The sequence below is a fragment of the Lysinibacillus sp. VIII_CA genome (assembly GCF_049943995.1).
Classification (GTDB): Bacteria; Bacillota; Bacilli; order Bacillales_A; family Planococcaceae; genus Lysinibacillus; species Lysinibacillus pinottii.
Genome location: NZ_JBNFXM010000004.1, coordinates 220,859 through 233,602, shown reverse-complemented (window position 1 = coordinate 233,602; position 12,744 = coordinate 220,859). Strand labels below are relative to the sequence as shown.

The following is a 12,744-nucleotide window of genomic DNA, read 5'->3' as shown; positions in this document are numbered from 1 at the left end:
TCAGACTAAGAGTATCCGTTTTTATCTGTATATTGGAGGAATTTTACATAATAAAGGAGCTGTTTTGACATGGATTATCGTATTGAAAAAGACACTATGGGAGAAATCAAAGTACCTGCTCATAAAATTTGGGGTGCGCAAACACAGCGCAGTAAAGAAAATTTCCAAATTGGCACGGAACAAATGCCTATTGAGCTTGTGCAGGCGATGGCTATTTTAAAGAAAAGTGCTGCAATCGCGAACAATAAACTAGGCAAGCTTTCAGATCTTAAAGCGAATGTAATCGTTCAGGCAGCAGATGAAGTTTTAAATGGACAATGGGATGATCAATTCCCACTAGTTGTTTGGCAAACTGGTAGTGGTACACAATCAAACATGAACGTTAATGAGGTGATTGCACACCGCGCGAACCAACTTTTACAGGATGCTGGTGAGGCAGATCGCATTCATCCGAACGATGATGTCAATAAATCACAAAGCTCGAATGATACATTTCCAACTGCATTGCATATTGCGGCAGTTTTAAAAGTGGAAGATTATTTATTACCACGACTACGATTATTAAAATCAACTTTGGAAGACAAAGCCACTCAATTTAAAGATATTATTAAAATTGGTCGTACACATTTACAGGATGCCACACCTCTTACATTGGGTCAGGAAATTAGCGGCTGGGCAGCTATGCTAGAGAAATCCGAGCATATGATTATTCAAAATATAGACTATATGAAAGAGCTTGCGATTGGTGGAACAGCGGTTGGTACTGGGATCAATGCACATCCAGAATTTGGTGATCGTGTTGCGGCGGAAATCAGTGAGCTAACAGGCAAAACATTCGCCTCTGCTGCAAATAAATTCCATGCATTAACAAGCCATGATGAAGCCGTTGTTGCACATGGCGCTCTCAAAGCTTTAGCAACTGATTTAATGAAAATTGCCAATGACGTTCGTTGGCTTGCAAGTGGGCCACGCTCAGGGATTGGTGAAATTACGATCCCAGAAAATGAGCCAGGCTCTTCCATTATGCCTGGTAAAGTAAATCCTACACAAAGTGAAGCGATGACAATGGTAGTCACACAAGTAGTAGGAAATGACGCGACGATTGCTTTCGCAGCATCTCAAGGGAATTTTGAACTAAACGTCTTTAAGCCCGTCATCATTTATAACTTCTTACAATCAACTCGCCTATTAGCAGATACAATGAAATCATTTAATGACCATTGTGCAATTGGCATTGAGCCGAATAAAGAAGTACTCGATCATAACTTACAAAACTCATTAATGCTTGTAACAGCATTAAATCCATATATCGGCTATGAAAGCGCAGCAAAAATTGCGAAAAAAGCTCACAAAGAAGGCACTACGTTAAAAGCAGCAGCTATTGCAAGTGGTCTGCTAACAGAAGAGCAGTTCGATGAATATGTTGACCCCGCTACAATGATTTACCCGAACGTAAAATAATGTAAGAATAAGTATTCACCTGCTGTTTGGCGAAAAACGGTTAAAGGATTGGGGTCATTTCCCCAATCCTTTTATTTTTCACGATTCTAGACTATGATTTTTCATATTGATTAGAGAATAAACATACGTATCATATGGCACATTATTTTGATGCATATATTTCTTTAATAAGCCTTCTTTTTCAAAGCCTACTTTTGTTAATAGCTTGTTGGAAGCATCATTTTCTGTGAAAACAATGGCTCCTATACGTAATAACTCCATCTCTTGAAAGCCAAATGAAATGACTTTGTTCAGCGCCTCTTGTGCATAGCCTTTTCCCCAACTGTCAGGGAAAAGGGCATAGCTTATCTCAGCTCTCTTATGCTCTGTTGACCATTCTTGAAATCCAATAGTACCTATTAGGCCTTCTCGCCCCTTCAGTTCTATCCCCCATTTAATGCCTTGTTGTTCCTCATAGTTTTTTGAAAAACGATTAATGATTTGTTTAACTTGCTCTAAACTAGTCAATGGATTTTGACCGTAATGACGTAATACGTCAGGGTTAGAAAAGCAATTTAAAATAGCTTGCGCGTCCTTTTCTGTAATTTCTCGTAACACTAATCGATCCGTATTTAAAGTAGGGAACATGTGGCCACCTCTTTCAAGTATGTTATATCTTCCATATTTTATATGAAAAGAGCGAAGATTGCTTTATTTATTTTTTAGTAAACACGATTGTTATTTAAGTTTAATTTTTTGAATGTCAGCAACAACTATAGATTCTGCCTCTATTTTCATATATTGATATGTAGATTTCTTCAAATAGCCTTCTTTGTTTAATTACTCTTTTAGGTCTGATTTTTTCTCAAATATTTTTTCGTTCACCCATTGCTCGTAATCCTGCTCATCATTCCCTTTCGTCATGGTCATCACATAGACTTTCGTCATACGCATCTCCCTCTCCCTTGGTTCATGCCACACTGATGCACCTCATAAAAAATACCCTGTCAGTGGACAGGGCGTCAGCAACGAAGCTGTTGATATCGTAAAAAAATAAGTACTGGTGGACGAACGTCTAAACTATTTATCGACATGACCATTTTGTCAATCCTTTTCCCTTGGAATGGCTGCATGATCATCGGCTTTAAACGACGGGTTGTCCGTTTCTTTTTGTTAGGCTTGCTACCGTAGTATGTTAATGGTAATAGCAGTCGCTTTGATTGTTTGATGTTGCGGTGGTGTTTTGGGTTCCATATACAATGTTGAGTAATACGCATCCGCAATGACAATCACATAAATAATCAAAAGTAATCGTTTTGTTCAATAGCTCAAAAATTTCAATTCTCCCTTTTCAAATCAAATCTGTCTCTACTAATTCATACGAACAGAGATGAAAAAGGTTTCAACTATTTGTAGGGAGACAAATTTGCCTCCCTTTCCCCCCTAAACTACTGCCACCATCATTTTCCCAACGATCGATATCCCAATGATCCTGATCTTTTTCTGTGCTTCTCGGAACGAATGCCAACTCCCTCACCCTTTTCAAACGTTCTTATCTAGTTTATGAAAGGATAAGGGTTTTCGTTCATCGTAAAATAGGCTTAATTTTAAAACCTAAGGCAATCGCCGCTCCGATACAACTGGATAGACAGCCCACGATCAAATAGATGCTTACTGTAGATTCACCAATCAGGACAGAGGCAATGCCGCCTATGACAGGAAATAAGGCGACCATATAGCCACTCTTCGCTCCTCCAATCCTTTCAACTAGCTTTAAATAAAATAGCCAGGCGAGAAACGAGGCGATTACCGTTAAATACAGCAATGCTGATAAATAGGTTATGGATGTTGGAATCATTATTTTTTGTCCTGCCATCCAGACAATTCCACACATGACCAAACTCCCAACGGCAAAGCCAATCGCATTGGCATAAACCGGGTCAATGTGGCGCTTCGCATTTCTGGCAGAGCTAGCATCACCGATTGCTGTCAGTAGTGTCCCTAAAAAAGCAATAAAAATCCCTTTGAAATCAGCTAACCCTGAAAAACTATGTAAAGTTGGGTAGATTAATACACCCACTCCTATGACGCCTAAAATACCACCAAGAAGTACACGGCGATGCAAAGGTTCTTTCAAAAAAATTCGTAAAGCAATGGGCGTTAATATCACTTTTAATGAAAAAATTAACGTGACAATGGCTGCTGAACTGAGCATCGTTGCGTAATACAAACATAAATAACTGAATGCAAAATTACAAACACCAAAAACAATGATAAAGGGGACATCCTGCTTCTGTGGTTTGCCTTGTGGTTTCATCAACCAAGCAAGTATTAAAAATAATAGAGCTGTTATGACTAAACGATAGGTTAATGATAATTCTAAACTAACGGGGGTCCCCTGTATTTTTACGGCAATAAAATTTAGACCCCATACGATTAAACAAAATAGATACATAAAATTTGTCATACTGTAAATTCCTTCAACTTCCCTATGCCTTCCATCTGCCCATCAGGATAGTGTGATAGTATTGTCCATCAGAAAGGCGCTTATCATTTTTTAGCATACCTTCCACTTCAAAGCCACATTTTTGATAGAGCTGAACGGCCTTGTCATTAGATTCTAACACTTCTAGTGCCATTTTCTGAATACCATTTGCATCTGCCCAGTCGATAGATACTTGCAGCAGGGCTTTTCCAATGCCGTACCCCCAAAAATCCTTCCTAACGCCTACGCCAAAAATAACCTTATGGGCAAGCCTTATGAATGTAGAACCCTCACATCTTGAGTACCCTACAAGTTGATCATCAACGACCGCTACTAAACATAGATTTTTGGGGCTTGCTAGGTCATTAGAGATGAGCTGCTCGAATCCTGCTCGGTCAATGAATCCCTCCCCTTGTGCTCGGTCAAAGTATTCCGTTTCACCATCTAATTGTACACGTAGGTCTGACAAGGCTTGTGCATCATCCCATTCGGCACAGCGAACCGTGTAGGACCATTCTTTACAGGGATAGTCTCTCTTGTTAATCCACATGCTGGAACCCCGCAACTGGTTGAATTCGCACAAATCGATTGTGCCAGATACATTCATGATGCTGAATAATTTGAGGTGCTTCAAGAATATCATTAGCTAATGTACTGTGGGCTTCCTTCACTAAAATATTGTGATGATAGCCATGACTGAAAGCACTACGAATGGTTGTATCAAGGCAAAACTCAGTTTGTGCACCAGCAAAAATTAATTGCTCAATATGCTGCTCCTGCAAGTATTCGGCAAGCTCAGTTCGATAAAAGGCATCCCATGTTGGTTTTTGAATTACCTTATCCTCCGCTTGTCGATGAAGACCGTGGTATAGCTCCCACCCAGGCTGACCATAAGCGAAATCCACATCCTCGGCGTCTGTATGCTGAATAAAAATAACAGGTGCCTCATTGTGGCGTGCCCATGCGATTAACGAATTAATATGCTTGATGATCGTTTCGTCATTCCATAGATTTTGTTCGTTGTCTAAAAAGAAGGCTTCTTGTATATCGATAATGATAAGAGCTTGTTTCATAGGTTTCTCCTTTATTGGCGACTTTTTCTTAATTATTGTACTGAATTTTTCATGGGAAGAAAATACAAAAAAGAAGTACCTAGCGATTTGCTAGATACTTCATCCTCTTTATTTCATTAATTCTTTGACGAACTCTACAGATACATATGTTTTACCATTTTCTAATAAAGCAGGTGCTACGTCAAATTGGCGAAGCGCTTTATTGTAGCCATATTCTTTTTGGCCACGAGTAATTGTGTAGGAAACAGCACCTTTAGAAATGATGGCACCTTTAGGCGTTACTTCTACGTCAAAGCCAAGCTTTTCTACAATTAATCGTAAAGGAACCATTTTCGTCCCTTCTACCTCATAAAAATCTTTTTGCATAATCTCTTCAATGGCAGCGTGATCTGGTGTTGGTTCAGGCGTTGGCACTGGGTCCACCTCAACTGGCTCTTCCTTCTCAATAGTATCCAACACGATAACCTTTGAAGGTGGTGTTTGAGCAGGAATACTCATTGTTGCGATTGTGTAGAACACAACTAAGTGCTGTTCTTCTAAATCACTAGCTTTTAGTTTTTTTCCAGAAGCACTTTCAATTTTTGTGTCTTCTCCAACGTTTAATTTCAAGTAATTGTCCGTATCGATTAAGTTTTTATCGAAGTAATCGACTTCCACACTGCCCATATTATCTTTTTCTACAATAATAACCTCTGGGTTATATTGTGGTGGATAAATAGCAAGCATAGGCTTTTTCGCATAAGAGTAAGCTGACACCTTATCCCCTTTTTGAAGCTTCACTTCTTTTCCCATGTTGTCGAACACGAATGAATCTTTATCGACAACCACTATATTCGTCTGTTCACCTTCTACTACTGTATAGTAGGTTGCGTTCTCACGGACCTCTACATTTTCAACTTTCCCAGTTACTTTAATAAAAACTGGCTGAGCTTGTTGTTCAATAGTTTCTGAAACAGGTACTACAGTCTCAGCCTCGCTCGCTGATGCAGTTGGAACGCCCATCGCGCTCCCTACTAATAGTGCTGTCATAGCAAATGGTACGACTTTCGTCATTTTCATATAAAAAGCATCTCCTTTATTTCACGAATTCATAGAAGTAGTCGTGTTCATATGAAAAAGGTTACAATATGGCCAGATTTTTTTAAAAGCCGTTGGGCAGGTATCGCATTCCATACTTAAAATATAAATTTCAATCGGTTAAGGATCCGTTGTAAGAAATATTGATGTTCGCTTTGCTTTGTCCTTAAATCGCGGGCAACATCAGGATGATCGGTAATGACGCCGCTCACATTTTTCTCGATAAAGGTTTGTAAGGAACGGTCATCATTCAGCGTCCAAACAAATAAATCCATCGGGTTTTGCTTCAGCTCTTCAATAAGCTGCTCAGTTACCCATGACTCCTCTAAGGCAATGAAATCCACACTTTCTTCCATTGGGCCGATATTAAGTGCATAGACAATACCCACTCTTAAATTCGGCACTATTTTTTTTAATTGAGTCATTTTCTGCCCATCTACAGATTGCACATAATACGAATCCAGTACTTTGTATTTTCGTAGCTTTTCTACTAATTTGGGCAACACATCTTCCGTTTCCTTGCCATGTACCTTTAACTCAATTAGTAACGCGACGTCTAAAGCTTTAGCAATTTCGATACAGTCCTCTAAAGAAGCAATTTTATCGCTATAGCCATTTTGATGAATCGTTAATGTTTTTAATTCACGTAAGGTCATATTAGCAATGACTCCATTTTTCCCTGCCAATCGCCTCAAAGTACGATCATGGAATACAACAAATTCGCCATCCACTGTTTGCTGAATATCAATTTCAATGAGGTCTGCTCCGGCATTTGCTGCGCTCACTAGCCCGCTAATCGTATTTTCCACATTGCCCGCCACATAGCCTCGATGGGCAATAATTTTAGTATCGGGTGCATAGACGCTTTTCTCTAACGAATTAATATTCATCATACTTAAGACAACAAAAACAACAAGGCTAATGAGCAGTAAAGGTTTATAGCGTCGTTTTCTTTGTTTAGCAGACCTGTTGATTTTCCCTAGGATAGGTGTATTGTAGGTGATGGCAACCATGACTTGTGAAAACATGGCCTGTAATAAACTAAAGAGCACCACAAACACCATTTCTAGAAAGGCGAGCGTTACCCCTGCTGTTATCAATGCGGCACTTGGTAATAAGCGCTCCATAAAATAAAGTGGAAGTGTGCTAATTACTGTTATACTGAGCATGACGAATAGATGACCTGTTAAAAGCATAACCAATAGGGCTAAAAGCTCCAATAAACCTTTTTTGGAAAATCGCCAGCTTTGCTTGAAAGAACGTAAAATAGAAATCTTTGGCTGGATTGTAAAGATAGGTAACGTTAAAATACTCCGAATACCGATCATTACTAAAATACTTGCCACTGCTGCATATGCTAATCTACCAGTTCGACTACTCATGATTTCTTCTGTTAAAAAATGTGGAAGTGAGATGGATTGGGTTAAGGTGAGTGGTAGCATAAAAGAAGCAAGTGGCATTAATAGAGCAAGATAGACGATTAAAAATAGGACTTGGACACTAAAAAAATAAACAACCTTCCGATTTAGCTGCTGCCATAAAGAAAAAAATCGATAGCGCATTCCTCTTTGTTGATGAAAGGCCATTAAAAATAGAAAGCCCATTTCATAATAAACAAATAATAAGAACAACAAGATTAATAGACAAATCATCATTATGACAAAAGGATGTGCCATAAAGCTTTGCCAATTTTGCTCGGTTATATGTGTATATCCTGTTACTCGTAGCATGAGCTTTAACAGCATAGTACTTACAGGGATCATTAATAAAAACTGAAAGACTCTAATTAATGCGAAAACCTGTACATAGTCTAATCGATAAATATAAATATTATTAACAGCCTGTCGCATTACTTGTCCTGCCTTGTGCACATAATCACCCCTGTTACAGTTAAAATCGCTCTCTTCTAACGTATGTTTTGACCGCCATGACACAGTACTCAAAGCAATAAAATAGCAATTTGTTCAAGTATCCTATGCAACTTGTAGAAAAAATATTTGTGTATTTATCGTGACGTTCTCCATTTTCTTGAAACTTTTCTCGAAGCCATCCTGTATATAACTAGATACCCTGTAGAGAAAGGAGCGCAAACATGAAATTCGACATTGGCGATATGATTAGTACAACGGTTCTTTTAGGCCTGTTTTTAGCAATCTTTTTCGGGATGATTCGTATGATCAAAAAAATGAAAGCAACGATTCCTGTGCCTCCTCCACCAACCATGCAACAGCAAGTAGAGGACTTAACAAAACGTGTGACAACCTTAGAACAACAAATACATCATATTGTAAATAGAAAATAGCTTCAAAAAAATCGCTGCAAGGTTACCCTTCGCAGCGATTTTCATATACAATCTTCCCATCTACCACGGTACAAAATACGTCAATTTGAGGTAGTTGCTCTATATCCACAGTGAAAATATCCTCTTTTAAAATCGTAAAATCAGCTGAATAGCCTGCTGCGATTTTACCACGAGTGTGCTGCTGACCAATTATTTCAGCCGCTCCTCCTGTATACAAATGGACTGCTTCAAAACGAGAAATTTTCTCCTTAGGATTGTAGCCATCATGTTTTTCTCCCACATTGCACCTTGTGACAGCCGCATAGATTCCCATTAATGGATTCGGTACTTCAATCGGTGCGTCACTACCACCAGCAACGACAAGCCCATGGTCAAGAAGTGACTTTAAAGGGTGTAAACCTTGAACGCGCTCCTCACCAAGCTTCGATAGCTCAGCGTCATATTCTCCCTGAACAAATTGCGGCTGCATATCGATAGCAACAGGCAATTTAGCTAATTTAGTTAAAATGTCATCATCGACCAAGCTACAATGGATCACACGATCAAGCTGACCGGCCTGTGGTGGATATGCCGCAAAAATATCTACAATCAGTTCGATGGCTAAATCACCGATTGCATGGACAGCGACAGTTTGTCCAGATTGACGAGCCAACTGAACATACTTCGTTAATTGCTCTGTCGTATGTATAAGCATTCCTGTATTATGTGGGTCATCGCTGTATGGTTGACGTAGCGCTGCGGTTCTTCCTCCAAAGGCTCCATCAATAAAGATTTTCATAGCACCAAACTCCAAAAAAGGTGAGGATGTAGTATCCAATTTTTCCATCTCCTCAAAAACCGTATGATGCTGCAATAAATGAACCTTGAATGAATGCTGTGATTCCACTATTTTACGGTAAGCTTGAATGGGTTGGTTTGGCGGCCCGTAATAGCTTAAATCCTCCGAATGACCACCCACTAAACCATATGCTTGTAATGAGGCCACAGCTTTTACCAAGGCATCCTCAATATACGCAGGTGTAATATGGGGCATATGATTAACCACTAAATATAACGCCGCATCCTTTAATACACCCGTGAGCTGACCATCTATTTTTTCAATGATTCCCCCCTCTGGTGAAGGCGTAGCATTGGTAATCCCTGCAAATGCAAGTGCCTTAGAATTAGCTAAAATTAAATGGTGACAGCTACGTTTTATGATTAAATAAGCTTCACCAAGCGCATCCAGCTCCGCTAAAGTAGGAAAAATGGGCTCTTCAAATTGGTTTTCATTTAATCCAATCGCTATGACCCATTCATTGGACGATACCTTGGACATACGCTCTTGAAGCTTTGCTAGTAACGCCTCTTTACTCGTTATCGCCGATACATCAATATGCTTCAGTTTTTCCCCGTAACCAATAATATGTAAATGACTATCCACAAAACCTGGATACATCACATTGGCTTGTAAATGTCGAGTAGAAGTAGCTAGTGGCGACAAGCTCTCTACAGAGCCTGTCGCCACAATTTTCCCATCTTCTTCAAGGACTGCTTCTACTGTTTCATCAACCTGAGCCATCGTGTAAATCTTTCCACCTGTCCATAATGTTGCCAAAACAATTCCCCCTATGTCCTACGCTATTGCTTCAATTAAATGTGCTCTTTCTAAGCGGCGACGGACAATGACACCTATCCATGCTGCAAGCACCGCTTTAACGATTCCTACTACGATAAATGGTGCCACACCGCCCATAAAGGCAGCTGTCCACGTATAGTCTGCTATAATTTTTAACCAAACTGTACCAAATGATAACGTAATAATCATCCCTATGATATTTGCAATAATCGCTTGGGTAAATGAAATACCAAATTTATCTAAGTATAAGCCCATAATAATCGCTGTGGCAAGGAATCCTACAATATATCCCCCTGTCGGCCCAACCAAAATTCCTAGACCCCCAGACATCCCACTAAACACAGGTAAACCAGATGCCCCTAACAACATATATAAAAGAACAGATAATGTCCCTAATCTTGTCCCTAAAATAGTGACGACGATGCCAACTGCTAAAGTTTGTCCTGTAATTGGAATTAGAGGTAGTGGAATAGTCACCTGTGCCAAAACAGCAATAATCGCTGCCCCAAATGCCGCCAACACATATTGATATGTACTTCCTTTTTTCAATGTAAAAAGCCTCCCTTTGCTATACGTTAACTAATAATAAAAATAAGTTAACACAAAGATAATGCAAATGAAAACGGTTGTCAATGTATTTTAGTATAAAAAAGAAATTGCTAGATGAACTTCGCAATTTCCCCTTCGATATGATGATTACCATAAAGGTTCATTCATAGAATCCTTATCTTGTAGCTTAAATACATATGGTACGATTTGATAAAGAAAAATAATCACCCCTACTAGGAAGAAAATAAAACCGATGTAGTAATTATGGAACACATGTTGCAACAAAATGATTAGTGGTATTGGCATAGAAAGCATCCCCCCTAATTGCATAGATTTTTTCGTGCGATACTGTTTTTGGCCACAATGAGGACACACAATTTCTCCATTTTTGCGATACAATTTGCGCGCGCCTTTTGCAGACCAGCTCTCCCCGCATTCAATACAAATAGGAAGACCGTATCCTTTTTTTATTAATACACGCTTGACAATAAAAGCGGCACCGACAAAAAAGCCCAACAACAACATTCCTCGCACATAATCCGAATTGAATAGTGACCACCAACTCCAGGCATCCGACTGAATAGTTGCTGCTTGGTGACCTGTGGAATGCTGTTCCTTTTGCTCTGTTAAAAGATAACTAAAACCAATGACCAATACCGTAAAGGTTGCCAGTACGATACGATACGTCCATTGATGACCTACTTGATGTTTTTCATTTCGTCGAGCCTTTTCTGCGATTAGTTGTTTACGTTTCTGAGAGAATTTCACATCTTGTAGTTCCTTTAATAGCCCTTCTTTAAATTGATTCATGACGTAGCACCTCCCAATCAAAGTCTCCCATTGCTGTTGCCAGCTGTTTACGCGCTCGTTGTAACCTTGTACGAATTGTCGCTTCCGGACATCGTACAAGCTGTGCAATTTCCACAGTTGTCATCTCCTCAAAATAATACAAAACTAAAACCTCGCGATAGGCTACTGATAACGTAAATAACGCCTCTGTCAGCTCTTTTTTAACAGACTTCTCGAGCATTTCTATCTCCGGCGTTATTGCCGTTGTACGACTCATAATCTTTTCAAATAATGTCAGTCGTTTACTTTTCCAGCTCCGTAAATAATCATGGCTCCGGTTTACTGTCATTTTTACTAAATATGTACGCAATGATGCTTGCTGCCGGAACTGTCCCTGCTTCTGGTAAAAGGCTATGAACACATCCTGCACAATATCTTCCGCTGTTGCCTTATTCTTCACGTATAAATAGGCGACCTTTAGTAAGTAATCTCCATGCTCCTCGATTACTTGTTCAATATCCATCATTGCTCTCACCTACTTTCTATACTACTGACGGACGCCATTGCTAAAGCGATTCATTTTTTCTAAAAAAAATAAAAAAATCCGCAATAGCTACTCCAAGTCATTGCGGATTTTTTGAATTCATCTATTAAATACCCATTTCTCGCATCGTCGTTGCAACTATTGCCATTCTATCATCCAAATCAATACCCTTGAATCGTGGTAAACGCAATTCACTGATAATAGAACCATCACTCATAAAGAGAATACGCTCGGTTCGTGCAGCAATTTTCGGATCATGTGTCACAAGCATAACCGTTGTACCTTCTTGATTGATGGAGGCTAGAATATCCATAATTTCCTGGGCAGTCGTTGAATTTAATGCGCCTGTTGGTTCATCACCAAAAATCATCGATGGACTACTAATTAAAGCACGACAAATGCCTGCCCGCTGAAGCTGGCCACCTGAAACTTGCGTAATATCACGCGTTGCTAAGTCCTCAATCCCTACTTTTTTCATGATGCTCTGTGCTTTTTCCGTTAAAGCTACGATATTCTTTCGCTGATCACGTACTGCTGGTAACAATATATTATCAAGGATATTTAAACTTTTAAGAAAGGTTGGCTGCTGAAACACAAAACCCATCCTCGTTCGACGAAGTTCAGCTAGCTCCTTGTCATGGAGTGTTGTTACATCGACTCCATCAAAAGAAACCAGTCCTTGATCAATGCTGTCCATCCCACTAAGAGCGTATAGTAAGGTTGATTTACCGCAACCAGAAGGGCCCATAATTGAAACGAACTCGCCTTCATATACATCAATAGATATAGACTTTAAAACCTCATGTCGTTCAGTTCCGACCTGAAATGACTTGGCTATTTGTTCACCACTCAAAAGCTTTTTCATAT

13 protein-coding genes are annotated in these 12,744 nt (G+C 39.5%); 2 read left to right on the top strand and 11 right to left on the bottom strand.

All coding sequences use genetic code 11. The features are described 5' to 3' along the window. Positions 1-69 precede the first annotated feature (69 nt). Positions 70-1,461 (top strand): class II fumarate hydratase, encoded by a 1,392-nt coding sequence (fumC, locus tag ACP3VS_RS08420; RefSeq protein WP_426388538.1) that lies wholly within the window; start codon positions 70-72, stop codon positions 1,459-1,461. A 78-nt stretch (positions 1,462-1,539) separates the two neighbouring features. On the opposite strand, the gene ACP3VS_RS08415 is transcribed toward fumC, so the two are convergent. From ACP3VS_RS08415 to ACP3VS_RS08390, 6 genes are all read right to left on the bottom strand, one after another. Next, positions 1,540-2,088 (bottom strand): GNAT family N-acetyltransferase, encoded by a 549-nt coding sequence (locus ACP3VS_RS08415; protein WP_012294037.1) that lies wholly within the window; start codon positions 2,086-2,088, stop codon positions 1,540-1,542. A gap of 937 nt (positions 2,089-3,025) precedes the next feature. Further along, positions 3,026-3,907, bottom strand: coding sequence for a DMT family transporter (locus ACP3VS_RS08410; protein ID WP_036166330.1), 882 nt, complete (start codon positions 3,905-3,907; stop codon positions 3,026-3,028). 22 nt (positions 3,908-3,929) lie between these two features. After that, positions 3,930-4,475 carry an N-acetyltransferase family protein gene (locus ACP3VS_RS08405; RefSeq protein WP_426388537.1) on the bottom strand — a complete coding sequence of 182 codons (546 nt, stop codon included), beginning with the start codon at positions 4,473-4,475 and terminating at the stop codon, positions 3,930-3,932. Beyond that, the gene (locus ACP3VS_RS08400) at positions 4,465-4,998 is read right to left on the bottom strand and encodes a cysteine hydrolase family protein (protein WP_012294029.1); all 534 of its coding nucleotides are present in this window, start codon (positions 4,996-4,998) and stop codon (positions 4,465-4,467) included. Before ACP3VS_RS08400 ends, ACP3VS_RS08405 begins: the two co-directional genes overlap by 11 nt. A gap of 108 nt (positions 4,999-5,106) precedes the next feature. Next, complete coding sequence (locus tag ACP3VS_RS08395; RefSeq protein ID WP_031419759.1) at positions 5,107-6,057, bottom strand: stalk domain-containing protein; 951 nt, start codon at positions 6,055-6,057, stop codon at positions 5,107-5,109. A 116-nt stretch (positions 6,058-6,173) separates the two neighbouring features. Then, positions 6,174-7,946 (bottom strand): glycerophosphoryl diester phosphodiesterase membrane domain-containing protein, encoded by a 1,773-nt coding sequence (locus tag ACP3VS_RS08390; protein WP_031419757.1) that lies wholly within the window; start codon positions 7,944-7,946, stop codon positions 6,174-6,176. Positions 7,947-8,167: 221 nt separating this feature from the next. On the opposite strand from ACP3VS_RS08390, the gene ACP3VS_RS08385 reads away from it, so the two are divergent. Further along, on the top strand, positions 8,168-8,377 hold the full coding sequence (locus ACP3VS_RS08385) for a hypothetical protein (RefSeq protein WP_012294026.1): 210 nt from the start codon (positions 8,168-8,170) through the stop codon (positions 8,375-8,377). 22 nt (positions 8,378-8,399) lie between these two features. Here the strand turns inward: ACP3VS_RS08385 and ACP3VS_RS08380 are convergent, their stop codons facing one another. The 5 genes from ACP3VS_RS08380 to ACP3VS_RS08360 form a co-directional block, all read right to left on the bottom strand. Then, complete coding sequence (locus tag ACP3VS_RS08380; RefSeq protein ID WP_426388536.1) at positions 8,400-9,974, bottom strand: amidohydrolase; 1,575 nt, start codon at positions 9,972-9,974, stop codon at positions 8,400-8,402. 18 nt (positions 9,975-9,992) lie between these two features. Further along, positions 9,993-10,544, bottom strand: coding sequence for a biotin transporter BioY (locus tag ACP3VS_RS08375; RefSeq protein WP_426388535.1), 552 nt, complete (start codon positions 10,542-10,544; stop codon positions 9,993-9,995). A gap of 147 nt (positions 10,545-10,691) precedes the next feature. Further along, positions 10,692-11,354, bottom strand: coding sequence for a TIGR04104 family putative zinc finger protein (locus ACP3VS_RS08370; RefSeq protein ID WP_426388534.1), 663 nt, complete (start codon positions 11,352-11,354; stop codon positions 10,692-10,694). Continuing rightward, positions 11,341-11,859 (bottom strand): sigma-70 family RNA polymerase sigma factor, encoded by a 519-nt coding sequence (locus tag ACP3VS_RS08365; protein ID WP_031419752.1) that lies wholly within the window; start codon positions 11,857-11,859, stop codon positions 11,341-11,343. Before ACP3VS_RS08365 ends, ACP3VS_RS08370 begins: the two co-directional genes overlap by 14 nt. 124 nt (positions 11,860-11,983) lie before the next feature. Next, complete coding sequence (locus ACP3VS_RS08360; RefSeq protein WP_426388533.1) at positions 11,984-12,742, bottom strand: ABC transporter ATP-binding protein; 759 nt, start codon at positions 12,740-12,742, stop codon at positions 11,984-11,986. Positions 12,743-12,744: the final 2 nt, after the last annotated feature.